20 protein-coding genes are annotated in these 21900 nt (G+C 65.7%); 12 read left to right on the top strand and 8 right to left on the bottom strand.

The window, feature by feature from the left end; translation table 11 throughout:
* Positions 1–12 precede the first annotated feature (12 nt).
* Positions 13–666 carry a phosphoribosylglycinamide formyltransferase gene (purN, locus tag QX128_RS02980; protein WP_315800268.1) on the top strand — a complete coding sequence of 218 codons (654 nt, stop codon included), beginning with the start codon at positions 13–15 and terminating at the stop codon, positions 664–666.
* A 145-nt stretch (positions 667–811) separates the two neighbouring features.
* Here purN and QX128_RS02975 read toward each other — a convergent pair whose 3' ends face one another.
* Positions 812–1021, bottom strand: coding sequence for a cold-shock protein (locus QX128_RS02975; protein WP_284423192.1), 210 nt, complete (start codon positions 1019–1021; stop codon positions 812–814).
* A gap of 402 nt (positions 1022–1423) precedes the next feature.
* Between QX128_RS02975 and QX128_RS02970 the strand changes: the two genes are divergently transcribed.
* Positions 1424–2551: an autotransporter outer membrane beta-barrel domain-containing protein gene (locus QX128_RS02970; protein WP_410053125.1), complete on the top strand. Its 1128-nt coding sequence runs from the start codon at positions 1424–1426 to the stop codon at positions 2549–2551.
* Positions 2552–2555: 4 nt separating this feature from the next.
* Here QX128_RS02970 and QX128_RS02965 read toward each other — a convergent pair whose 3' ends face one another.
* Positions 2556–3599, bottom strand: a complete 1044-nt coding sequence (locus tag QX128_RS02965) for a LysR family transcriptional regulator (RefSeq protein ID WP_315800266.1) — start codon at positions 3597–3599, stop codon at positions 2556–2558.
* Positions 3600–3654: 55 nt separating this feature from the next.
* On the opposite strand from QX128_RS02965, the gene QX128_RS02960 reads away from it, so the two are divergent.
* From QX128_RS02960 to QX128_RS02950, 3 genes are read left to right on the top strand one after another with little or no spacing between them, the layout of a single operon-like run.
* Positions 3655–4296, top strand: coding sequence for a hypothetical protein (locus QX128_RS02960; RefSeq protein WP_315800265.1), 642 nt, complete (start codon positions 3655–3657; stop codon positions 4294–4296).
* Positions 4283–4906, top strand: coding sequence for a GNAT family N-acetyltransferase (locus QX128_RS02955; protein WP_315800264.1), 624 nt, complete (start codon positions 4283–4285; stop codon positions 4904–4906). The genes QX128_RS02960 and QX128_RS02955 overlap by 14 nt, the downstream gene beginning before the upstream one ends.
* Positions 4903–5484 carry an isochorismatase family protein gene (locus tag QX128_RS02950; protein WP_315800263.1) on the top strand — a complete coding sequence of 194 codons (582 nt, stop codon included), beginning with the start codon at positions 4903–4905 and terminating at the stop codon, positions 5482–5484. The genes QX128_RS02955 and QX128_RS02950 overlap by 4 nt, the downstream gene beginning before the upstream one ends.
* 21 nt (positions 5485–5505) lie before the next feature.
* Here the strand turns inward: QX128_RS02950 and QX128_RS02945 are convergent, their stop codons facing one another.
* A complete protein-coding gene (locus tag QX128_RS02945) occupies positions 5506–5682 on the bottom strand; it encodes a hypothetical protein (RefSeq protein WP_315800262.1) in 177 nt (58 codons plus the stop codon).
* A gap of 28 nt (positions 5683–5710) precedes the next feature.
* On the opposite strand from QX128_RS02945, the gene QX128_RS02940 reads away from it, so the two are divergent.
* Positions 5711–5878 (top strand): hypothetical protein, encoded by a 168-nt coding sequence (locus QX128_RS02940; RefSeq protein ID WP_315800261.1) that lies wholly within the window; start codon positions 5711–5713, stop codon positions 5876–5878.
* Positions 5879–5969: 91 nt separating this feature from the next.
* Here the strand turns inward: QX128_RS02940 and rnd are convergent, their stop codons facing one another.
* Together rnd and QX128_RS02930 are read right to left on the bottom strand one after the other, a co-directional pair.
* A complete protein-coding gene (rnd, locus tag QX128_RS02935) occupies positions 5970–7118 on the bottom strand; it encodes a ribonuclease D (RefSeq protein ID WP_315800260.1) in 1149 nt (382 codons plus the stop codon).
* Positions 7119–7516: 398 nt separating this feature from the next.
* Positions 7517–8992 (bottom strand): protein adenylyltransferase SelO, encoded by a 1476-nt coding sequence (locus QX128_RS02930; protein ID WP_316236625.1) that lies wholly within the window; start codon positions 8990–8992, stop codon positions 7517–7519.
* Between the two features lie 264 nt (positions 8993–9256).
* Here QX128_RS02930 and aspS point away from each other — a divergent pair, with 264 nt between their 5' ends.
* The 4 genes from aspS (at position 9257) to QX128_RS02910 (ending at position 14524) form a co-directional block, all read left to right on the top strand.
* Entirely contained in the window at positions 9257–11044 is a 1788-nt protein-coding gene (gene aspS / locus QX128_RS02925; protein WP_315800258.1) for an aspartate--tRNA ligase, read from the top strand.
* Between the two features lie 786 nt (positions 11045–11830).
* Entirely contained in the window at positions 11831–13387 is a 1557-nt protein-coding gene (locus QX128_RS02920) for an ABC transporter substrate-binding protein (RefSeq protein WP_316215655.1), read from the top strand.
* A 197-nt stretch (positions 13388–13584) separates the two neighbouring features.
* A complete protein-coding gene (locus QX128_RS02915) occupies positions 13585–13824 on the top strand; it encodes a hypothetical protein (protein ID WP_315800256.1) in 240 nt (79 codons plus the stop codon).
* Positions 13825–14080: 256 nt separating this feature from the next.
* The gene (locus QX128_RS02910; RefSeq protein ID WP_315800255.1) at positions 14081–14524 is read left to right on the top strand and encodes a hypothetical protein; all 444 of its coding nucleotides are present in this window, start codon (positions 14081–14083) and stop codon (positions 14522–14524) included.
* 95 nt (positions 14525–14619) lie between these two features.
* Here the strand turns inward: QX128_RS02910 and QX128_RS02905 are convergent, their stop codons facing one another.
* Positions 14620–15246: a LysE family translocator gene (locus QX128_RS02905; protein ID WP_316236624.1), complete on the bottom strand. Its 627-nt coding sequence runs from the start codon at positions 15244–15246 to the stop codon at positions 14620–14622.
* Between the two features lie 939 nt (positions 15247–16185).
* Positions 16186–18162, bottom strand: coding sequence for a hypothetical protein (locus tag QX128_RS02900; protein WP_316236623.1), 1977 nt, complete (start codon positions 18160–18162; stop codon positions 16186–16188).
* Positions 18163–18402: 240 nt separating this feature from the next.
* On the opposite strand from QX128_RS02900, the gene QX128_RS02895 reads away from it, so the two are divergent.
* Together QX128_RS02895 and QX128_RS02890 are read left to right on the top strand one after the other, a co-directional pair.
* Positions 18403–20715 carry an NADP-dependent malic enzyme gene (locus QX128_RS02895; RefSeq protein ID WP_316180869.1) on the top strand — a complete coding sequence of 771 codons (2313 nt, stop codon included), beginning with the start codon at positions 18403–18405 and terminating at the stop codon, positions 20713–20715.
* A 148-nt stretch (positions 20716–20863) separates the two neighbouring features.
* Positions 20864–21319 (top strand): DoxX family protein, encoded by a 456-nt coding sequence (locus QX128_RS02890; protein WP_315800251.1) that lies wholly within the window; start codon positions 20864–20866, stop codon positions 21317–21319.
* A 9-nt stretch (positions 21320–21328) separates the two neighbouring features.
* Here QX128_RS02890 and QX128_RS02885 read toward each other — a convergent pair whose 3' ends face one another.
* Positions 21329–21889: a dihydrofolate reductase family protein gene (locus QX128_RS02885; protein ID WP_316180866.1), complete on the bottom strand. Its 561-nt coding sequence runs from the start codon at positions 21887–21889 to the stop codon at positions 21329–21331.
* Positions 21890–21900: the final 11 nt, after the last annotated feature.

Raw genomic sequence — 21900 nt, 5'->3', positions numbered from 1 at the left:
ACGAGTGTGCCGATGAAGCGCCGCGTCGCCATCCTGATCTCGGGCCGTGGGTCGAACATGGCCGCGCTGATCCACGCGGCGGCGCAGCCGGAATTTCCGGCCGAGATCGCCGTCGTGATCTCCAACCGGGCCGATGCGGCCGGGCTGCAGAAAGCGCAGGAGAGCGGCGTCGCGATCGAAATCATCGAGAGCAAGCCGTTCGGCAAGGACCGCGCAGGGTTCGAAGCCAGACTGCAGCAGGCGCTCGATGCACGCGGCATCGAGATCATCTGCCTGGCCGGTTTCATGCGCCTGTTCACGGCGGAGTTCGTGCAGCGCTGGTATGGCAGGATGCTGAACATTCACCCGTCGCTGCTGCCATCATTCCCCGGCCTCGATCCGCATGGCCAGGCGCTGCGCGCCGGCGTCAAGCTGTCAGGCGCCACCGTGCATTTCGTCATCCCGGAGACGGATGCAGGTCCGATCGTGATGCAGGGCGCGGTCGTGGTCAGGGACGACGACACGCCGGACACGCTGTCGACGCGCATTCTCGGCGTCGAGCATCGGATCTATCCGGAGGCGCTGAAGCTGTTGGCCAAGGGTTTGGTGCGGCTCGAAGGCGATCTCTGCCGGACGTCGTCCGTGGAGCAAGGCGATCATACGCTGATCTGGCCGGTCGTCCGCTAGCTGTCGCGGACAAAAAAAATCCCCGGCGGGGCCGGGGGCACATCAAGGCTGACGAAGTCTGATCATCGGCGGCGAGCGAACCTGACGCGGAGCTCGTGAGTTGGTTTACGAACCCGCGCTGTGGCGACCTCCGCCGGGACGATGCTCACGAGAGCTTCAGGTTCTCTGCCGACGTCTTGCCGCGGCTCTCCACCAGATCATATTCGATCGTCTGGTTCTCGTTGAGCGTGGTCAGTCCAGCACGCTCCACGGCCGAGATGTGGACGAACACGTCCTTGTCTCCGCCAGTCGGTTTGATGAAGCCATATCCCTTGGTCGGGTTGAACCACTTCACGCTGCCCTTGTAGGTCGGCATCGCTGTCTCCTCGTCTAGACGAAAAAAAGACGCGGCCACGCTCACGCGTGCCACGCCACAAACGGGCTTCCCGGGATCTGCTCAATTTCCAAAGTCGCGAAACGCACAGTCGAACGGCCAATCCGATTGTACGGGAGATTGCAACACGATTTTCCGCCGATATCAAGGTTGGCGGACTGATGAGAACGCGTCGCGACGTCGCGTCGCCGGCTGTTGCTGCAATTGCGAGGCTTGTGGTGCTGGAACCACAAATCCCTGCAGGGAAGCCGCGGCACGGGCAATCCTCATTGACCGCGATCGGGAACTGCGGGCAAATCATCGCGGCAATATTGAAGCGAATTTGAGCGGCGGTGAAACGGGGCATCGATGCGCGGGGCATCTCAAGCCAGGCCGGATCGGCGAATGCGTAGTGGTGCGTCGGGCGCGATGCTGCTCATCGTCGCGCTCGGCACGGCCGCCGCGTCTTCGCCGTGCGTCGCGCAGGCCAGCCTGCCGAGCATCGCCGCCAGCCCGACGCCGACACCAACGCCGACACCAACGCCGAGCCCACTGCCCAGCCCTGCGCCAGGCGCGATCAGTTCCGAACGTTCGGCCGGCCGAGCCGTGCTCGATCTCGGCTCGAGCTTCCTCGAACGGCTCGGGACTCAGGCCACGCAGGGCGTCACCCGGCTGCAGCGGAGCAATCCCGGGGGCGGCGGCGCGCCGGAGGCTTCGGAACAGCCTCGGTTCCGGACCTGGGGCGAGATGTATGGCGTCACCGTCCGTAGCGATGCGCAACGCGACTTCGTCGGCGACAAGAGGACGACTGGGGGCGGCGTCGCCGGTATCGGCATGCGCCTCGTGCCGGGCGTGAATGTCGGACTATCCGTCGACCAGAGCCGGACCTGGGTCGATGTGCCGCTGGCGCTGCAAGCGGCGACGCTCGATCTCACGCAGTTTGGCTTCAACGCCTCGGTCGACCAGGGACCCTGGACCTGGGCGATCGCGGTCGTCCATGGCGTCGGCGGGATCAGTGCGCGGCGCGACACCAGCCTCGGTGCGGCGACGTCGGTCTACGGCGCCCACATCACGGGCGTGCTGAGCGAGCTCGACTACTACTGGAGCATCGGGGAGAGCCGGATCGTTCCGAAGCTCGCCTTCGAATACACGCGCGCCACGACGGCGGCATTCCAGGAAGCGGGCGGGCTCGACCCGCTGTCGGTCAGCGGCACCTCGCTGGAGCGCGCCCGCGTTCTCGTCGGCGCCGAGTTCGGCCGCTACTTCATCGTCGACGGCAAGATCCTCGACGTCTCGGCCTATGGCAAGCTGGTCGACAATTTCAGTCAGAATCTCGGCGCGCTGACCGTCAGCCTCGGTCCGCAGAGCATCACGCTGCAGGGCCTTGGCGAGGGCCGCTACGGCGTCGACGCCGGCGCGGCACTGTCGCTATCCCTGAACGGAACGGCACGCCTCTATCTCAACTACGATGCAAAGCTTCGCTCGGTGCTGCAATCGCATCAGGGCACGCTCGGCGTCGAGCTCAAATGGTAGCCCGTCATACGGGTTTCGGCGCGACGTAGCCGTTGAAGCCGACGACATCCCGCGCGGGCGCCATCAGAGGCACGAGATTCAGCGGATGGATGAACTCGTCCCGGAAGCAGGCATGGACCTTCGGATCGAAGATGCGCTTCAACCAGTCGATGACGACCTTGTGCCGGTCGGAGTTGCGAAACTCCTTGTGATAGGTCAGCCACAGATCCATGTGGTAGTTGATGCCGAGATCGACAGGAACGAGCGGCGCCCCGAGCGCGACTGCCGATGTCGGCAGAAAGCCGATGCCGGCGCCGCGCTCGACCGCGTAGAGCACGGCAACGCTCGAATTGGTTGAGATGCCGACGATGCCTTCGAGGGAGTCCAGGCCGAGGATGCGCGCATAGCCGGTCTCGTCGAGCTGCACGCCGTGCTGCTTGATGATGCGGTGGTTCTTGAGATCCGCCAGCGACGTCGGCAGTCCATGCGCGTCGCGATAGGCCTCCGACACGAAGCCGTAGATGTGCAGACGGCCGAGCTTTGCAACGATCACGTCAGGGTTGGTCGGCCGTTCGAACTGGATCGAGATGTCGGCCTCCAGCCGCGACACGTCGGCCTGCTGCATCGCGCAGCTCAGATCGACGGTGATCCTGCGATAGGTCTTCTGGAAATCGATCAGTCGCGGCAGGATCCAGAAATTGCCAGGGCCTTCGGTCACGGCGACGCGCACCGACCCCTGCGTGTCGGTCGACAGCGAGGCACGCCGGAAGATGTTGAAGCTCAGCCGCTCCATCTGCTCGACGTCGAACAGCAACGATCGTCCCTCGTCGCTGAGCGACAGGCCGGATTGATCACGGATGAAGAGCTTGCATCCGAGCTCGTCCTCGAGCCGGTCGATCTTGCGCATCAGGGTTGTGCCGGTCAGTCCGAGCACATCCGCCGCGTTGCGGAAGCTGCGGTGACGCGTACAGAGCAGAAATGCTCTCAAATCCTCCCACGAGGGGTTAAGCGTTTCGTCAGACTTCCTGCGCTGCGTAGATGCAGCACCCCGATGCAAATGTTGCCGCATACACTCCAGCCCCGACAAGTATGATGACGTCATCAAAGCCAAGCTGGAAACATAGATGCAGAACCCCTACCGCGGAAGCACAGAATTCACGCCGCGACATCAGCTCGACGCGCTGCCGCGGACGGATCGGGTCGCGGCGCGGGCGGTCACGCTCGATCGGCTCGGTGAGCTCGCGGCGCTCGCACGCCGGGAAATACCGGGCGTTCGTGCCTCAGAACACGAGCTTGCGGAGTTCTTGCGGCACGATCCGGACTCGATCTTCGCGCTCTACCGCGGCAGGAACCTGCTCGGCGGCATCGCGTTCCTCTATCTCAACTGCTCAGGCCTCGATGCTTTGCTCCTGGATGAGTTCAATTTGAATGATCCGCCGCGCAGATTTCTGGCGCGGCCGGACGAAGACGTAGCCGCCATCTATGTCTGGGCGCTCGTCGCGCAAGGGCGGGGAGCGATCGGTCTCGGCAACGTCGCGCAGGCGCTGCAAGGCGCGAGATTTCGCGCCGCCGATTACTACGCGCAACCATCGAGTCCGGAAGGGCGCGCCTTTCTCGGCGCGCTCGGCTTCACGCCGGTGCCGAGCTTTCAGCCCGATCTCTGGTGGTATCAGCGGCCGTGGAACCGGATGCCCGAGATGATCGCGCCTTCGATCCAGTCGATGAAGGGTTTCGAACAAGGGAGCATTGCGGATGCACAGCATTAGTTCGGCCAGGACAGCAAAGACGAATCCCCGCGCGATCACCGTGCGCATTGCGCGCGATCCGAATGACCTCATGCTCGTCACCGCGATCCGCTCGGCGGTCTACCTGACCGAGCAGGATTGTCCCATGGAGGAGGAGTTCGACGGCAACGATCTGGTTGCAGCCCACTTCCTCGGCTTCGTCGGCAAGGAGCCGGCTGGATGCGTGCGTGTGCGCTTCTTCGGCGACTTCGCCAAGGTCGAGCGGCTCGCGGTGCGCCATCAGTACCGGCGCTCGCGGCTGTCGTTCAAGCTGGTTCGCGAGGCGCTCGACTATTGCAGGCGCAAGGGCTTCAAGAAGGCCTATGGCCACGCGCAGGATCGTCTCGTCGATTTCTGGGCGCATTTCGGCGCCAAGCCGCTCGGCCATAATCGCAAGCTCACATTCTCCGATTTCTCCTACACGGAGATGGTGCTGGACCTCGAGCCGTGCGACGATGCGATCACGCTCGACAGCGATCCCTACATGATCATTCGTCCGGAAGGCGACTGGGATCGGCCGGGCGTGCTCGATCTCTCGGCTGGCCGGCCGGCATCCTCGCCCTTGCACGACTTCGCCGCAGCGAGACCATGATGCCGGGCCGAGATCTGTTCGGTGCCACCGAGGCGGATCCGCCTGTTCTCGTCTGCGCCGATCTGCAGTGCGAATATCTCGCCGAGGGACGCAGGCATCTGATCGCCGATGGCGACGTCGTCATGGCGCGCTGCCGGCAGTTGATCGCGCTCTGGCGTGACAACCTGTGGCCGGTCGTTCATCTCAAGCGGATCGCACAGGCAGCCTGGTTCAACCCGGCTTCCAACTTGACGAACTGGCTTCCGGACTTCAAGCCGACCCCGGGGGAGCTCGCGTTCGAGCATCCGCTGCCGTCCGCCTACAGTTCGGCCCGGTTCGCCGAGTACATGGCGAACATGCGCAGCATGCGCTGCGTGCTGCTCGGCTTCTCGCTGGACGAGACGATCCTCTCGACGGTGGTGGACGGCTTTCACCGCAGTCACCGCTATCAGGTGATCGGAGACGCCGTCGCCTGCCGGCAGGCCTGCGCCGGCGACGCCGCCTTGTACAAGTTGGTTGTAACCAAGGTGATCGGCAATTTTGCCGGTGTCCTCGACGGCGCCGAGCTTATCGGCGCTGGCGGCCGGCTCGCGGTGTGACCGCGGCGGCTATTGGCGGTATCATCCTGAGGCGAGTCGTTCGGCCAGATCGATAATCATACGACGATCGGCCGGATCACTGATCTTGTTGAACGCGACGACGAGGCGAAGGGCCTCGACGACGTGCAGGTCGACCGGATTCTCGCTGAGCAGCCGCAGCAGCTTCTGTTCCGGCGGTTCGCAATTGTCTTTGCTCACGCGGCAGCTCCAGGACCGAGACCACGACATGACCCGAGAGGAAGAGCTCAAAGAGCTGGCGAGCAGCCTCCGGGCAGCCATCGCGAAGGCGCGCCAGCTCAATCTGCCGACCAGCGTCTACATTCTCTCGATGGCTCTGGTTGAGGTGTCCCAGACAATCGAGGCGGAGTTGAGGGGGCAGACCAGCGCCGAATGATTGGCGAGATCATGGACACCCGTGCCGCCTGCTGCAATCAACTCGGCAGACTCGGGGAAGACGCGGCCGGCCATAGCCGCTGCGACGCCCATCAGGCCCGGTCGACCCGGACGACGCGGCCCTTCTCGATGGCGAGCGCGAGCTTGCCGTGCTTCAGCGCCAGCGCGGCCTCGCCGAACAGTTCGCGGCGCCATCCCTGCAGCGCAGCGACGTCGGCATTGTCATCGCCGGCGATCTGCTCGAGATCATCGACGGTGGCGATGACCTTGCTCGCCACGGCGTGCCGTTCCGAGGTCATGCGCAGGAGGACCTTGAGCAGCTCGACGATCGCAGCGCCATTGGAGTTGTTGCGCGGCTTTTCCAGCTTGGGCAGGGCGGCGAGATCGCGCGCCAGTCCGCGCTGCACGGCGGCAACGATGTCGGAGCCCCATTTCGAGCGTTCGAAGCCCTTGGGCAGCGAGCGCAGATTGCCGAGCTTCTCGATCGTTGTCGGGGCATGGGTGGCGATGTCGCCGACGGCGTCGTCCTTCATCACGCGGCTGCGCGGCACGTCGCGGCTCTGCGCCTCCTGCTCGCGCCAGGCCGCGACCTCGATCAACACGGCCAATTCCTTCGGCTTGCGGACGCGGGTCTTCAGCCGCTCCCAGGCGCGCTCGGGGTGGAAGTCGTAGGTCTTCGGCGAGGTCAGGACCTCCATCTCCTCGCTGACCCAGTCGCTGCGTCCGCGCTTCTTCAGGTCGGCATCGAGCGCGGCGAACACGTCGCGGAGATGGGTGACGTCGGCCTCGGCGTAATGCGCCTGCTCCTTGGTCAGCGGCCGGCGCGACCAGTCGGTGAAGCGGTGGGTCTTGTCGGGGCGGTGGCCGGTGATGCGCTCGACCAGTTGGTCGTAGGCGATGCTGTCACCGTATCCCAGCACCATCGCAGCGACCTGGGTGTCGAAGATCGGGTGCGGCACGATGCCGGCGCGGTGCCAGATGATCTCGATGTCCTGGCGGGCGGCATGAAAGACCTTCAGGACCTTCTCGTTCGCCATCAGCTCGAAGAAGGCTTTGAGATCGATGCCCTCGGCCAGCGCATCGATCACCACGGCCTCGTCCGGGCTCGCCATCTGCACGACGCAGAGCAGGGGATAGTAGGTGGTTTCCCGGAGGAACTCGGTATCGACGGTGACGACCGGGTGGCGGGCGAGGCGGGCGCAGGCGGCTGCGAGGTCCGCGGTGGTGGTGATCAAGTCCATGAACGATCCATGACGAGGCTCTTACGCCGTCGTCCGAAAACGCTGACAAGTCAAGGGTGTCGGCAAAGGGTAAGGAACGAAATTCGTCTCCGCTTGTCGACCCAATCCGCCCCGAACGCAAGCGCCAGTGTCTCGGCCGATCGCTCTATGGTTGATGATGGGCGGGCAGGGGGCCGGTCAGTGATGCCGGACGCGGCCCGCGGGCCGGCGCGCCGAGGGCACAGCGAGCACGATCAGGCACAAGGCGATCATCGCCAGACCCATGAATTCGAACACCAGCGCGTCCACGTCTCAGACCTCCCCGACTTGTTGGTTCAACTTGTCGGGGCTGCGTTGATCGTTTCTTAAGGACCCGGGCGCTGTCAGGGCGATGGTGGACGCGAGGTTAAGACTGCGTGTCAGGTGCCGCAGAACGTCTGCAACACCTGCTCTTCCGGCTGCGGCGGATCGGCATAATCAGCGCGGTCCGGCTGGTCGTCATAGGGCCGGGCCAGCACCGCATGAAGCTGCTCGAACGGCGCGTAGTCGTCGTTCTCGACCGCCGCCGTGATCACCGCCTCGATGCGGTGGTTGCGCGGGATGAAGGCGGGGTTGACCTTGCGCATGGCCTCGCCCCGCTCCGCCGCGGTCTGTGGTTCCTCGGCCAGACGCTGGCGCCAGCGCTGCGCCCATTCGTCGAAGCCGGTGGGATCCGCGAACAGGGCGCGGACCTCGCCGAGATCGCCGCTGCCGGCAGCGTCGCTGAGACGGCGGAACGTCAGCGTGAAGTCGGCCTTGGCCGCTGCCATCGCGTCGAACAGCGCCTGCGCCAGCGGCTGGTCGCCCGCGCCCTGGGTGAACAGGCCGAGCTTGCGCCGCAGGCCGGCCTGGTGGGCATCGGTGAATTGGGCCGCAAAACCGTCGAGCGCGGCCTCGGCCTCCTTGATGGCCTGGTCCTTGTCGTCGCCGAACAGCGGCAGCAGGCATTCGGCCAGCCGGGTCAGGTTCCACAGCGCGATGCGCGGCTGGTTGGCGAAGGCGTAGCGGCCGAACTCGTCGATCGAGGAAAACACCTGCTTGGGGTCGTAGGCGTCCATGAAGGCGCAGGGGCCGTAATCGATGGTCTCGCCGGACACCGAGGTGTTGTCGGTGTTCATGACGCCATGGATGAAGCCGATCAGGAGCCAGTCGGCGATCAGCTTGGCCTGCCGCGCGATCACGGCGTCGAGCAGGGCGTGGTAGGGCCGCTCGGTGCCGGCGAGATCCGGATAGTGCCGGTGGATGACGTGGTCGGCGAGCCGGCGCACGGCGTCCACGTCCTGGCGGGCGGCGAAGTACTGGAACGTGCCGACCCGGATGTGGCTGGTGGCGACCCGGGTCAGCACCGCGCCGGGCAGGGCCGTGCCGCGATAGACCTGCTCGCCGGTGACGACCGCGGCCAGCGACCGGGTGGTCGGGATTCCCAGCGCCGCCATCGCCTCGCTGACGATGTATTCGCGCAAGACCGGCCCCAGCGCCGCGCGGCCATCGCCGCGGCGCGAAAATGGCGTCGGGCCGGAGCCCTTGAGTTGGATGTCGCGGCGGACGCCGTTGCGATCGACGACCTCGCCGAGCAGGACCGCCCGGCCGTCGCCGAGCTGCGGCACGAAGTGCCCGAACTGGTGGCCGGCATAGGCCATCGCAATCGGCTCGGCGCCCTCGGGCACGGTCTTGCCGGCCAGGATCGCGGCGCCCTCAGGCGTCTCCAGCTCCGTCGGGTTGAGGCCGAGCTCCTCGGCCAGCGGCCGGTTCAGCTTGATCAGGCGGGGCGCCGCGACGGGGGTCGGCGCCACCCGGGCAAAGAAATTGTCCGGCAGCGCGGCGTAGGAGTTCTGGAAGGGGAAATGCACGGTCATGGCTCCAAGATAGGCGCAAGGAGGCCGTTTTTCGAGCCCAAACGGCCGTCAGATGAGCGTTTCAGCGCCAGCTCAATTCGACATATGCGCCGACGTTGCAGTGAGGGCCGGGGCGAGCTGGCCTTTTCCGCCGCGAAGCCGAAAAGGGACCGTTCCTGCGGTTGCCGCGCCGGGGCGGCTCGGCTAAACCCTGCGCGCATTCGGCAATGCGCCCTTGCGGCTGCGCCGATTCCCTTTTCCTCACGACGACCATTCAGGACGACCATGCATCGCTACCGGACCCACACCTGCGGCGCGCTCCGCGAGAGCAACATCGGAGAGACGGTCCGGCTGTCCGGCTGGTGCCATCGCATCCGCGACCATGGCGGCGTGCTGTTCGTCGATCTGCGCGACCATTACGGCATCACCCAGTGCGTCGTCGACCCGGACTCGCCGGCGTTCAGCCTCGCCGAGAAGCTGCGCTCGGAGTGGGTCGTGCGCATGGAGGGCAAGGTGCGCCGCCGCCCGGCCGGCGCCGACAACAAGAGCACCGACAATGACGATCTGCCGACCGGCAAGATCGAGCTCTACGTTTCCGACATCGAGGTCCTCGGCCCCGCCGACGAGCTGCCGCTGCCGGTGTTCGGCGAGCAGGACTACCCCGAGGACATCCGGCTGAAGTACCGTTTCCTCGATCTGCGCCGCGAGAAGCTGCACCAGAACATCATGACGCGCGGCGCGATCATCGATTCGATGCGCCGGCGCATGAAGGAGCAGGGCTTCTTCGAATTCCAGACCCCGATCCTGACCGCGTCCTCGCCCGAGGGCGCGCGCGACTTCCTGGTGCCGTCGCGCATCCATCCCGGCAAGTTCTACGCGCTGCCGCAGGCGCCGCAGCAGTACAAGCAGCTGCTGATGATGTCGGGCTTCGACCGCTACTTCCAGATCGCGCCGTGCTTCCGCGACGAGGACCCGCGCGCCGACCGCCTGCCGGGCGAGTTCTATCAACTCGACGTCGAGATGAGCTTCGTCGAGCAGGAGGACGTGTTCGCGGCGATGGAGCCGGTGATCACCGGCGTGTTCGAGGATTTCGCCAAGGGCAAGCCGGTCACCAAAGGCTGGCCGCGCATCCCGTTCGCGGAAGCGATCCGCAAATACGGCTCCGACAAGCCCGACCTGCGCAACCCGATCGAGATGGCCGACGTCTCCGAGCACTTCCGCGGCTCAGGCTTCAAGGTGTTCGCGCGCATGCTCGAGGACCCCAAGAACCAGGTGTGGGCGATTCCCGCACCGGGTGGTGGCAGCCGCGCGTTCTGCGACCGCATGAACTCGTGGGCGCAGGGCGAAGGCCAGCCCGGCCTCGGCTACATCATGTGGCGCGAGGGCGGCGAGGGCGCGGGTCCCCTGGCGAACAACATTGGCCCGGAGCGCACCGCTGCGATCCGCAGCCAGATCGGCACCAAGGAGGGCGACGCCGCCTTCTTCGTCGCCGGCGATCCCGACAAGTTCTGGAAGTTCGCAGGCCTCGCCCGCAACAAGGTCTCCGACGAGCTGAACCTCGCCGACAAGGATCAGTTCAAGCTGGCCTGGATCGTCGACTTCCCGATGTACGAGTACAACGAGGACGACAAGAAGGTCGACTTCTCGCACAATCCGTTCTCGATGCCGCAGGGCGGCCTGGAGGCGCTGCAGACCCAGGATCCGCTGACGATCAAGGCGTTCCAGTACGACATCACCTGCAACGGCTACGAGATCGCCTCCGGCGGCATCCGCAACCACAAGCCGGCGGCGATGGTGAAGGCGTTCGAGATCGCAGGTTACGGCGAGCAGGAGGTGGTCGACCGCTTCGGCGGCATGTACCGCGCCTTCCAGTACGGCGCCCCGCCGCATGGCGGCATGGCCGCCGGCGTCGACCGCATCGTGATGCTGCTCTGTGGCACCACGAACCTGCGCGAGATCTCGCTGTTCCCGATGAACCAGCAGGCCATGGACCTGCTGATGGGCGCGCCGTCGGAAGCCTCGACCAAGCAGCTCCGCGAGCTGCACATCAGGACGAACTTGCCGAACAAGTAGTTCGGCAGGGCTCGATGTAGTCCGTAGCCCGGATGAGCGAAGCGACATCCGGGTTCTCCTATGCAGCTCGTGAGAATCCGGATGTCGCTCCGCTCATCCGGGCTATAACATCACGCTGCCGAACGGCCCGGCAGCATCCGCGTCAGGACGCCGCCGCGGCGGACGGCGTGATGAAACAGAGCGGCGGCGACGTGCAGGGCACCACGACGCACGCGATCCATTTGCCGACGAAATGGTGGATCGCGTCGACCGGCGGCTCGAACGTCTCCTAGGCGATCCCCGAGCGCGTCTCGATCCAGCCGAACAGCGCAATCCGTCTCGGCTCGTCGTTATCGGCCCCGAGCTGCGGCATGTCGTCGCCGGTTAGGCCGTCACGTCGGAGCAAGATGACCCAGCCTTGAAGGCGTCGCTCCGTATTTGATGTTCTCGCGTTAAGGCTGGTTAACACTGCGAACAACTTCGTCCGGGCCTTCGATTGCGTCGAGGCGGCTCCGGATGCGCTCTCGCGCATCGCGCCGAGCTCTTCGAACGGCCACAGGATCGGGCCGTCGTGCCCCGCGGCAAAGTGTTGATTCTGAGAACTAATCGATGGTGCCGGCTGTTAGTTCGGCGCGTTGCGAGACCCAACGCAGAACGCGATCGAGCAGTGCGGCTCGCTATGAGTTCCAGGCGACAGCGATCAGTCGAATGGCGGTTGCGGTGTTATGCAACCTGTCCTTAATAGAAGCCTGTCTGACTCATGTAGTGAACATAGCCAACCAATCACAAGAAGACGGATAGTTCAAAATGACCGTTCGCTGGTGTGCGCTCCTTCTCGGAACCTGCTTCTTCGTCCCTGCCGCCTCTGCTGTCCCCATTTCCCCCGATGTCGTTCGTGATCTCGCCGCCCGCGTCGGTCCGGTCGTCGGTCAGGCCGCGACGTGCCGCGAGATCGCCCAGGGACGCGTCCAGACCATCATCGATCAATTCAGCGAAGTGATCCGCCAGGGCTCTTCGAACGGCGGCGAGCGCGATGGGCTCATCCGCACCTTCAACAGCTACATCGCCGAGGGCCGCGGGCGGGTCGCGTCCTCGCAGGTGAACTGTCAGACCGCAGAGCGCCAATTGGCAGAGCTGGAGCGGTCGCTCAGCCAGCAGCAGTCGGCGGCTCCCTCGCTGTCCTTCGCGCTGGCTCCCTCGACCGCGGCCGCTTCGACGCAGCCCACGGCCAACCTGCCGCCTCCGCTTCCGCACGGCGTCAGCGATACTGAGATCCGGTTCGGCACCGTCATCCCGTTCTCTGGAGTCCGCAAGGAGTCCGCGCGCCAGATGAAGCTCGGCATCGAGACCGCGTTCGCGCGCGCCAACGATGCCGGCGGCATCAACGGCCGCAAGCTGCGGCTGATCGCTGCCGACGATGGCTATGATCCGACGCGGACGCTCGGCGCCATGACGCAATTGTACGAGAAGGACCAGGTGTTCGGCTATATCGGCAACATGGGCACTGCGAACAACGCGGTGGCGATTCCCTACGCGCTGGAGCGCCGCGCGCTGTTCTTCGCGCCCTATAGCGGCTCCGCCGTCGTCCGCCGCGATCCGCCCGACCGCTACGTCTTCAACTATCGTGCGAGCTACGCCGAAGAGACCGCGGCGATCGTGCGCTACCTGATGAAGGTCAAGCGCATCCCGGCGAAGCAGATCGCCGTGTTCGCGCAGAACGACGCCTATGGCGACGACGGTGCCAACGGTGTCGCCAAGGCGTTCCGCGCGAACGGCATCAACGATCCGATCATCCGCTACGGTTTTCCGCGCGGCACGCTGGACGTCGACGAGGCCGTCGGCAAGCTGAAGGCGCAGACCAAGCCGCCGATCAAGGCCGTGATCATGATCGCGACCGACCGCGCGGCGGCGAAATTCATCGAGAAGACCCACGAGGCGGTTCCAGGGCTGATCTACGCCAACATCTCGGCGGTCGGATCGTCGTCGCTCGCGGCCGAGCTGAAGCTGCTCGGCTCGAAATACACCAACGGCGTCATCGTCACGCAGGGCGTTCCCTCGGTCGCAGGCTATTCGAGCCTGGTGCTCGACTACAAGACCGCGCTGGAGAAGTACTTCCCGGGCGAAGCGCCGGACTACACCTCGCTCGAGGGCTTCATCTCGGCAAGCATCCTGATCCAGGCGCTGAAGCAGACCACGCCGCTCGAGACCGAGCGGCTGGTCGATACGCTGGAGTCGATGCAGAGCATCGACCTCGGGCTCGGCAGCAAGCTCTCCTTCGGACGCGCCGAGCATCAGGCCTCGCACAAGATCTGGGGCACCGCGCTCGACGAGACCGGCACCTACCAGGCGATCGAGCTGGAATGAGGCGCGGAGGGGGGCGCGGCAAGACGGCCATCGCCGGGCCTTGCCGCGTCGCCCACGCTTCCCGCTGACTTCCGGTGCCGCTGCGATGAGTTCGGGCGGACGAGGCTGCGGCCTGCCGTCCTGAGCTCATGGTGAGGCGGAACAGTTGGCCGGATTTCGGGTTTGGATTGCATGCGCAACAACTGTGGGCGACTGCAATGTCCGTGCGAACACAGATTTCGGCGATGATCTTCATGATGGTTCAGGCTGTGCTGTTCGGCGCGGGAGTCCTGACCATTCTCCTCACGCCGCTGAGCGATCACGCGATGATCGCGATGCCGGTCATGATCGCATCGAGCGTGGCGCTGGCCGCCATTCTCTCCTGGCAGATCGCACCGCGGCTGCGTGCGAGATACTGGCGGCGGCGTGGAACCACCCACGACCTGATCTCGGGTTGACGCGGGACGCCGGGCTCCGGACGGCAGGTGCAACGCTGCTTTCGGACTGGTGTGCCTGGCCTTCGCCGCGGCCACGGCAACAAAGAACGGCTGCGGAATACTCAAACCGGCGTCGTTCGCCCACGATTTCACTCCGCCGCATAGGGCGACACAGCGGCGCCGCGACGGTCGTTGCGGCGCAATATCGAAAGCCGGCAGTTCGTTAGAACCAACCCTGAGCCGCACGGTTAGAGAGCATTCTCATGGAGGATGAACCATGCGCGTTTCAGCAGCAGCGACCGTTCTGTTCCTGTCCTCTTGTTTCGTGTCCGCCGCAGCTCTGGCTGAGCAGGCCGACACCACGCCTCGAACGGGCCAGTCCCAAGCCGTTCCTGTGCAGCCCGAACGCACGCCCCAGCAGGCGGACCAGGCCCGGGAGCGCGAGCGGCAGAGCGCCGAAGATACCAAGGTGAACCGCGATTGGACCACGCAACAGCGCGACGACGATCGGATGGGCATGGATCGCATGCGCCAGCACCGCATGGGCCGCATGATGGACCAGGACATGGACCATCGCACCACGGGAAGGAGTTCGCGCATGCAGCGCGACGACGACATGGATCGCCGTTCAAGCAGCTTCGACGAGGACCGGCCGTATCGCCGTATCAAGATCTGCTACGAGTACGAAAATGGCGACGAGTTCTGTCGCTACCGTGACTAGGTGAGGGCGGTTGCGACAGCATCGGCTGATGAGGCACCGACCGCACCGCTGCCCGCGGGCTCGCTTCCTGACAGCGAACGAGCTGCTGGTTTGCGTCAGCTTGCGCGGCGTGCAAACAGCAGCGCGCCGCCGAGGCCGCACATGACGGCGCCCGACGCCTGCCGCATCCGCGTCACGAGGCTCGGGCGCGTGACGAGACCGTGCCGTGCTCTGGCGGCCCAGAACGTCACGACCAGGTCGACGCTGGTGTTGAATGCGACCGAGATCAGCCCGAACACGATGGATTGCGCGGCGACGTGGCCCGTGGGATCGACGAACTGCGGAATGAAGGCGAGGAAGAACGCCGCCGTCTTCGGGTTGAGCGCCTCGACGACGATGCCCTCGCGGAAGGCGGGCCGGCTGCCGGTCGTCGTCACCTCGGCCGGCCCTGCGACCCGCGCTTCCCGCCATGTCTTGATGCCCAGCCAGATCAGGTAGAACGCGCCCGCGATCTTCAACACCGCGAACGCCTCAGCGCTCGCCATCACCAGCGCCGACAGCCCGACGGCGCCGGCGGTCACGTGCACGAGCCCTCCGAGCCCAAGCCCGACGCTGGACGCCAGCCCCTCGCTCCGCCCGCCGGCCAGCGTCCGCGCCACGATATAGAAGATGCCGGGGCCGGGCGTCAGCGCGACGATGAGTGCGGCGGAGAGGAACACGAGGAAGGTGGAGAGGTGGGGCATGACGTTCGTATTATCACCGCAGGCGGCCCTTTTCAGCAGAAGGCCGATGCGATCGATCATCCTTCGGTGCGAGTGGCGCGCGTAGCCGGCAATCAAGGCCGCGGTCGAGCGCCAAACACAACTGTCGTCCCGGCGAACGCCGGGACCCATACCGCGTGATCTGTCGAGGAACCTGACTGATAGTTGCCGACAGGGCCGAGACCAGCCCGACGGGCAATCCCCGCAATCCCGCCATGCGCAATCTGCCCGTCGTGTTAGTTTGACGCAATCATTCCGCTTGCGCCGTCGGGCAAATCACCGCCACATTTCCGGCCATCCCGCCTCGATGAAGAGGGACGGTTCGCGGTCGTCACGAGACGTGAGGCGGGGAGGCGGTGGCTGCAGTCTGTCGCAGCGCGCGTGGCGCGTGGACGAAAGGCAGGGTGCAGACGGTCAAGTCGTGTGGTCCTGACACCCCGATGCTGGTGTCAAGTTCGCGGAAGATGCCTTCCGGCATCGCGCGGATGACGGGGGCAAACAAGCCGGTCCCCGAGGAGAGCGCGAAGCAGCCGAAAAGCCCACCGCGCAGGGAATGCCGGTTGATCGGCAGCACCTGTGGTACCTGCCGCCTGCATTTTTTTCGCAGGCGGGCCATGGGTTGCGGCCAGCACCCGGCATTCCCTGCGCCCTCTTCATCTGAGAGAGGGCCGAACGACCGGAATAACTCGGGCGCTCGCGCCGCGGGATCGGGGACGCGCGTGGCTCGCGAGTTGACTTGAATGAGGGATGCGAAGAACGCGGACGTTCATGGGACAAAGGCCGTCCTCGCCATCGTACCGATGTCAGCCCCGTGCACAAATCCCATCGTTGTCATTCCGGGTTCGCGCTGCGCGCGCCCCGGAATGGGTATGACGGAGGAGAGAGGCGGGGACTCACTCTCCCCTCACATCGCGGCTCAAGTCACGGCGCGGTCTGGGCCTCGATCTTGAACTGCGCCAGCGCGCTCGGCGGGTCGATGGCGATGAGCTGGGCGAGCTGCAGGGCTGGGACCTTGGCGCGCGGCGAGAGCTTCAACGTGAAGGTCTGGCGCGGGGTCTGGACGAAACGGCTGATGGCCTCGACGGCGCTGGCGACATCGATGTTGTCGGCGGCGACCTGGGCACCGATCGCCTTGATGCTGTCGACCAGCGCCTTGCGCGCGGCATCGCGCGTGATCGCATGACCGCGCGCGTAGTTGGCGACGAGCACGTCCACCGCGCCGAGATCGCGCAGGGTCAATTCCAGCCCGCTGGCCTCGATCTGCTCCGCTGCCGTCGTGGCCTGCTGCAGGTCGATGGTGAACACGTCGCGCGGCACCTGCGACAGCGAGACATTGGCCGAGGCTGCGATGAGGTTGCTGACCTCGAGCTTGAAGGGCTGGAGCGCGAACGCACCCGAGCTCTCGGTCCAGCCGAGGCCGAGATCGGCGTCGAACGCGGCGGTGTCGATGCCGGCGACGAGGAGCGGCAGCAGCGCCGGATTGGACGCATCCAGAGGTCCGGCCATCTTGGCCACCAGGTGCGCCTGGGTCGGGATGGGGCCGACGAACTGGCCCCAGTCGAGGCTGAAATTGTCGATCTGCACCGGCTTGGTGCTCGCCTTGTAGGAGGTCGTCAGCCCCTTCAGCTCGATGCCGCCGATCAGCTTGAACAGCGCCAGGGCTTCGGCCGCACCGGGCTTGGCGCCGGGCACGGCGAATTTGGCGGTCTGGCGCAGCATACCGCCCATGTCGAAGCGCTTGACCGCGAAGCGGCCGAGCTTGACCGGTCCGTTCGGGGTCCGTCCGTCGAAGCCCTCGAACGCGACGTCGCCCTTGCCGTCGTCGAGGTCGAACCGCGTCAGCGCGACCTTGACCGGGCCGTCGGGAGTCTCGACCGCCAGACCTCGGACCTCGACGTTCTTGAACAGGACGCCGTCATAGATGCTGGCCACCTTGTCGATGAGGTCGGGCGTCATGGCGCTCGTTCGCGGCGAGGTCGGCGTCAGGGCAGCGACCAGCGCGGGCAGTTGGATGCGCGACGGCCGCACGCCGAACTCGTCCATCGTCAGGGCGTCGATGTGCATGCGCATGCCGAGATCGGACGTGATCTCGTAGAGGCCCATCCCGGCGGAGCCGCTCAGGCGGATGGCACGATCGTCCTTGGCGGACTCGGTCGCGAACAGGGCGACGATGGCGTTGACGTCGATGTCCTTGGTCACGATGTCGAGCATGCGGCCGCGCACCGTCTCGACCTTGCCGTTCGGCGGCTGCGCCGCCGTGCTGAAGGTGACTTCCTGGATCTTGTAGTTGTCGATGCGGCCGCCCTTGATGCCGTCCACCACCAGCCCGGAATAGCCGAATTCGGTCGGCCCGACCGCGGCGCCGCCTTCCATCGTGCCGGTGACCCGCGGCACCGTGGCCGAGGTGGCGCTGACGGTGGCGAGCTGTTGGGCGAGGGCGCGGGTGGTCTCGAGCGCACCCGCCCCGGCCGGGATCGCCGCGAACCGCGCCGGGCCGGCGTAATCCTTCACCACCAGTTGCGGCAGCTTGTAGCTCAGGCGCAGCGGCGAGGGGCCGGGGATCTGGCCGGCCATGGCGATGTCGCCGATCTCGATGCTGGCGGCCGTGACATGCTCGGAATCAGGCTGGCTCAGGCCGGTCGCGGTGACGGTGCCAAGCGTGACGCTGGCCGGCGGCTGGGTCGCCGATTCCAGCTTGACGTCGGCGATTGTCAATTTGCGGCTCCACAGGTCGAAGGCGACCTTGCCATGGGTTGCCGTGGCGCCACTCTGCCGGATCTGGGCAAAGCTCGCCTCGACCTCGCGCTCGGCGCGGCTCTGGGCGTACCAGGGCACGCCGACGAGGCCAGCGACGGCCAGCGCGACAGCCGTGAGAATTCCGATCACGATACGGGTCATTTGATGTGCTCCGCCCAAGGCTTAGGCAGCAAGTGGTGATGGTCTCAATGAAATCGATGGAGTAGGGATGTGCTTCTGCGAATTGGGGAATCGCTGGCCCGGGATGCCGGCGAGCATGGTTTCGGATGTTGCATGAAAGCCGCCCAGCGTGCATCACATGCGCTTCCACCGGCCGGAAAAACCGACGTCTGACCGAGACTCAAGAGACCAAAAATCCGGGTCGGAAACGCTGGAGCACGTATGTCGTCGTCCTATTCTGAAGATCTTCGTTCCGCAGCCCTGGCCTATCACCGCCTGCCGCGGCCCGGCAAGCTGGAGATCCAGGCCTCCAAGCCGCTCGCCAATCAGCGCGACCTGGCGCTGGCCTATTCGCCGGGCGTCGCCGCTGCGTGCACCGAGATCGCCAACAACCCGGCCGAGGCGGCATCGCTGACCGCGCGGGCCAACCTGGTGGCCGTCGTCTCCAACGGGACCGCTGTGCTCGGCCTCGGCAATATTGGCCCCCTGGCCTCCAAGCCGGTGATGGAGGGCAAGGCGGTCCTGTTCAAGAAATTCGCCGGCATCGACGTATTCGACATCGAGATCGCGGCCGATACCATCGACCGGGTGGTCGAGACGGTCGCGGCGCTGGAGCCGACCTTCGGCGGCATCAACCTCGAGGACATCAAGGGACCGGAGTGCTTCGAGATCGAGGCGCGGCTCAAGGAGCGGATGAAGATCCCGGTCTTCCATGACGACCAGCACGGCACTGCAATCATCGTCGGCGCCGCGATCAAGAACGCGCTGTCGCTGTCCGGCAAGCAGCTCTCCGAGGTCAAGATCGTGACGTCGGGCGCAGGCGCCGCCGCGATCGCCTGCCTCAATCTGCTGGTGTCGATGGGCGCGCAGCGCAAGAACATCTGGGTCTGCGACATCGACGGCGTCGTCCATGAGGGCCGCAACACGCTGATGGATCCGTGGAAGGCGGTCTATGCGCAGAAGACCGACAAGCGGACGCTCGCCGATGTGATCGGTGGCGCGGACATCTTCCTCGGGCTGTCCGCCGGCGGCGTGCTGAAGCCGGAGCTGCTCAAGCAGATGGCCGAGAAGCCGCTGATCATGGCGCTCGCCAATCCAAATCCGGAGATCATGCCGGAGGAGGCGCGCGCCGCACGGCCCGACGCGATGATCTGCACCGGGCGTTCGGACTTCCCGAACCAAGTCAACAACGTGCTGTGCTTCCCGTTCATCTTCCGCGGCGCGCTCGACGTCGGCGCCACCGCGATCAACGAGGCGATGAAGCAGGCCGCTGTCGATGCGATCGCGCAGCTCGCCCAGGATCCGCCCTCGGATGCGGTGAGCCGCGGCTTCGATAGCGGCGAGACGCAGGGCTTCGGCCCGGGGTCGCTGATCCCGTCGCCGTTCGATCCGCGCCTGATCCTGCGCATCGCGCCCGCGGTGGCGAAGGCGGCGATGGAGTCCGGCGTCGCGACGCGGCCGATCACCAATTTCGACGAGTACACCGCGCTGCTGGAGCGTTTCGCGTTCCGCTCCGGCCTGGTGATGAAGCCTGTGTTCGCCAAGGCAAAGACGCAGCCGGTCCGCGTGATCTATGCCGAGGGCGAGGACGAGCGCGTGCTGCGCGCCACCCAGGTGGTGCTGGAGGAGAAGCTGGCGCGGCCGATCCTGGTCGGTCGTCCCAGCGTTGTCGAGGCCCGCATCAAGCGCTTCGGCCTGTCGATCAAGGCCGGGCGTGATTTCGACCTCGTCAATCCCGAGGACGATCCGCGCTACCGTTCTTACGTGCAGAGCTACATCGAGATCGCCGGCCGCCGTGGTGTCACGCCGGATGCGGCGCGCACGGTGGTGCGGACCAACGCCACGGTCATCGCGGCGCTCGCCGTCGTCAGAGGCGAGGCGGACGCCATGATCTGCGGCGTCGAGGGCCGCTACATGAGCCATCTGCGTCATGTCCGCGAGATCATCGGCTTCATGCCGGGGGTCAGCGACTACGCGGCGCTGGCGCTCACCATCACCAGCAAGGGCGCCTATTTCATCGGCGACACCCAGGTGCGGCCGGATCCGACCGCTGAGGAGCTCGCCGAGATGGCCTCGCTCGCGGCCAACCACGTCACGCGCTTCAACATCAAGCCGAAGATCGCGTTCGTGTCGCACTCCGATTTCGGCGGCTACGACACGGAGTCGTCGCGCAAGATGCGGCAGGCGACGGCGCTGTTGAAGCAGCATCGTCCCGACCTCGAGGCCGACGGCGAGATGCAGGGTGACACCGCGCTGTCGGCGACCGCGCGCAAGGCGATCCTGCCGCATTCCAATCTCGAGGGCTCGGCCAACGTGCTGATCATGCCGAATCTCGATGCCGCCAACGTCGCCTATCAGATGATCAAGGTGCTGGCGGATGCGGTCCCGGTGGGGCCGATCCTGATCGGCCCTGCCAGGCCGGCGCATATCCTCACGCCATCGGTGACGGCGCGCGGCATTCTCAACATGACGGCGGTGGCCGCCGTCGAGGCCCAGGAGCGGGCGGGGAGGGCGCAGCCGACGCTGTTCGCGTAAAGCGGTTGGCGTGATCGAAGTGTGGCGGAATTCGTCCGGTTTCGGTCGTATTCCGCCCGCCTTTATTGTTGAAAAGCGTTCGCGACGTCACATATCCGGCCCTGTAGGCCGGCGACACATCGTTTGAAGTTGATCCGTGAGGGCGAGAATGCCGGGTTTCATTACGTTCGGGCGCGTTCTGTTCGCCGTGATCTTCATCTACACGGGCGCGACCAAGCTGTTCGGCATTGCCGCCACCGCCGATCTGATCGCCGCCAAGGTCACGATTCCCACGATGCTCGCGCCCTATGCGGCGCAGCTCGAGGCCGCCGCCAAGATGCCGATGCCGCAGATCCTGGCGATCGCGGCCGGCGCGTTCGAGGTGCTCGCCGGTGTGATGATCGCGCTCAACTTTCTCGGGCGTTTCTTCGCGGCTCTGATGATCCTGTTCGTCGGCGCGACCATCTTCTACTTCCATGACTTCTGGAACCAGACCCCGCCCGACAACGCCAAGACCCTGATCGACGCGCTGAAGAACCTGTCGATCATCGGCGCGCTGTTCATGATCTTCGGCTACGGCAAGGGCCCGAAGGCACCGGAGCAGAGCGCCTACGGAGATATCTAGGAGGGAGCCTTAAGCGGATCGCTTCCAGGCGGTCACGCTGACGTCGTCGGCGGGATCGAGCATCAGCTGATTGGACGGCGTGTAGCCGTGGGCCGTCAGCACCTGCTGCGGCGATCGGTCGGGACCGACGCCTGGAAAGCACGGCGCGCCGCCGGGCAGGGAGACGTGGGGCGCCAGCGACAGGAAGAAGCTGTCGTAGCTGTCCATGAACATCTCGAACACGACCGGACCGCCGATCACCGCCACCGTGCCAGAGCTGACGCCCGCGGCTTCACAGGCGGCTTCGAAGGAGGCGCCCGCCGGATTCCAAAGGGTAGAGAGCGGCTTCTCCGGATCCGGCGCCAGCCCCGCGACCTTGCGGGTCACGACGATGCGCCGGCGCTTCGGCGAGTTCGGCTGGTCCTCATAGGAGTTGCGGCCATGGACGATCAGATCGGCGCCATCGAGGGCCTGGGAAAAGAATGCGGCGTCGCCGGGGAATTTCAGGGCGGGCGGCATCGCATTGTGCGCGTCGGCCAACATACCGTCGGCCGACACGATCACGTAACCTTCGATACGAAGCTTGGTCACTGACGAAAGGA

It is taken from the genome of Bradyrhizobium sp. SZCCHNR1015 (assembly GCF_032489875.1).
Classification (GTDB): domain Bacteria; phylum Pseudomonadota; class Alphaproteobacteria; order Rhizobiales; family Xanthobacteraceae; genus Bradyrhizobium.
This window is presented reverse-complemented; position numbering and strand designations above follow the sequence as displayed.

Coding starts and splice junctions, on each gene's coding strand:
- purN (WP_315800268.1), top strand. CDS start 13: ATGAAGCGCCGCGTCGCCATCCTGATCTCGGGCCGTGGGTCGAACATG.
- QX128_RS02975 (WP_284423192.1), bottom strand. CDS start 1,021: ATGCCGACCTACAAGGGCAGCGTGAAGTGGTTCAACCCGACCAAGGGA.
- QX128_RS02970 (WP_410053125.1), top strand. CDS start 1,424: ATGCGTAGTGGTGCGTCGGGCGCGATGCTGCTCATCGTCGCGCTCGGC.
- QX128_RS02965 (WP_315800266.1), bottom strand. CDS start 3,599: ATGCGGCAACATTTGCATCGGGGTGCTGCATCTACGCAGCGCAGGAAG.
- QX128_RS02960 (WP_315800265.1), top strand. CDS start 3,655: ATGCAGAACCCCTACCGCGGAAGCACAGAATTCACGCCGCGACATCAG.
- QX128_RS02955 (WP_315800264.1), top strand. CDS start 4,283: ATGCACAGCATTAGTTCGGCCAGGACAGCAAAGACGAATCCCCGCGCG.
- QX128_RS02950 (WP_315800263.1), top strand. CDS start 4,903: ATGATGCCGGGCCGAGATCTGTTCGGTGCCACCGAGGCGGATCCGCCT.
- QX128_RS02940 (WP_315800261.1), top strand. CDS start 5,711: ATGACCCGAGAGGAAGAGCTCAAAGAGCTGGCGAGCAGCCTCCGGGCA.
- rnd (WP_315800260.1), bottom strand. CDS start 7,118: ATGGACTTGATCACCACCACCGCGGACCTCGCAGCCGCCTGCGCCCGC.
- QX128_RS02930 (WP_316236625.1), bottom strand. CDS start 8,992: ATGACCGTGCATTTCCCCTTCCAGAACTCCTACGCCGCGCTGCCGGAC.
- aspS (WP_315800258.1), top strand. CDS start 9,257: ATGCATCGCTACCGGACCCACACCTGCGGCGCGCTCCGCGAGAGCAAC.
- QX128_RS02920 (WP_316215655.1), top strand. CDS start 11,831: ATGACCGTTCGCTGGTGTGCGCTCCTTCTCGGAACCTGCTTCTTCGTC.
- QX128_RS02915 (WP_315800256.1), top strand. CDS start 13,585: ATGTCCGTGCGAACACAGATTTCGGCGATGATCTTCATGATGGTTCAG.
- QX128_RS02910 (WP_315800255.1), top strand. CDS start 14,081: ATGCGCGTTTCAGCAGCAGCGACCGTTCTGTTCCTGTCCTCTTGTTTC.
- QX128_RS02905 (WP_316236624.1), bottom strand. CDS start 15,246: ATGCCCCACCTCTCCACCTTCCTCGTGTTCCTCTCCGCCGCACTCATC.
- QX128_RS02900 (WP_316236623.1), bottom strand. CDS start 18,162: ATGACCCGTATCGTGATCGGAATTCTCACGGCTGTCGCGCTGGCCGTC.
- QX128_RS02895 (WP_316180869.1), top strand. CDS start 18,403: ATGTCGTCGTCCTATTCTGAAGATCTTCGTTCCGCAGCCCTGGCCTAT.
- QX128_RS02890 (WP_315800251.1), top strand. CDS start 20,864: ATGCCGGGTTTCATTACGTTCGGGCGCGTTCTGTTCGCCGTGATCTTC.